The organism is Microbispora rosea (assembly GCF_044460045.1).
Lineage (GTDB): Bacteria > Actinomycetota > Actinomycetes > Streptosporangiales > Streptosporangiaceae > Microbispora > Microbispora rosea.
Genome location: NZ_JBITJO010000029.1, coordinates 1 through 1059 on the forward strand (window position 1 = coordinate 1; position 1059 = coordinate 1059).

1 protein-coding gene is annotated in these 1059 nt (G+C 67.1%); it reads left to right on the plus strand.

The genetic code is table 11. From position 1 onward, the window contains the following. Positions 1 to 1059, plus strand: a 1059-nt coding sequence (locus ACIBK1_RS40590) for an alpha/beta hydrolase-fold protein (protein ID WP_396740962.1), incomplete at both ends; no start/stop codon positions are given.

The window sequence follows — 1059 nt, forward strand, 5'->3', positions numbered from 1 at the left end:
GGCGCATCAGGCGATCGCGGGTGTGGGCGATGGCGGGACGCAGGCGCTGCGTGCCGCGTTGACCAGCCCGGGTCAGTTCGCCTACGCCGGCTCGTTCTCCGGTCTTCTTGCGGACAGCGTCGGCCGGGTGGACGCCAAGGCGATCAACCGTGAGGTGAAGCTGGCGCGTCTGTACACCGGGAACGTGACCGACCCGGCCTACAACGCGACCAACCGCTTGACCAAGGCGCTGGACCGCGCCGGCGTCAGGTATGAGTTCGACGGCGTCAACCCTGACGGCGGGGCGAACTGGAACGCCTGGCAGGAGAATCTGATCGATTTCCTGCCCAGGCTGTTCCGCACCGTGTCGGATCACGGTCCGAGCGCCGGTCACGGGGCGTTGAAGGGCGAGTTCCACCCGCCGGCGGCCGGCACGACCCCGACGCCGTTCCTGGCGGAGGACGGCTTCGTCACCTTCGAGACCACGACCGACTTCAAGGACGCGCAGCACGTCACCGTGTGGGCCAACGTGGCTCCGGGCGGAAGCTGGTTGCGCCTTCCGATGTCCCGTGAGGGCGACCGGTGGCGGACGACCGTGGGCCCGCTGGACCCGTGGTTCTACTACTACCGGCTGATCGTGGATCGGGTCGCGGTCAAGGACGCGTCGAACCCGACGAAGGTGACCTCCGAACCGGCCTGGAGCACCTTCCTCGTTCCCGGTGAGAGGTCGCGTCTGCTCTCGGACGTTCCCGCCGGTCAGGGCGGAAAGGTCGAAAGCCTGACCTATCGCAGCAACGTGGCGAACCAGGACAGGACCGCGCTGGTGTGGACCCCGCCCGGTTACGACCCGAACCGCGCGGAGCCGTACCCCGTCTTCTATCTCCAGCACGGCAGCGGTCAGAGCTACACCGACTGGGTGGAGATGGGCCGCGCCAAGCAGATCCTCGACCACCAGTTCCTGGACGGCGACCTGGTGCCGATGGTGGTCGTGATGGGCAACGGCAACACGTCCAACTTCAACAAGGAGCTGCTGGAGAACATCGTTCCCGCGGCTCGCTCCCACTACAACGTCTCCAGCGA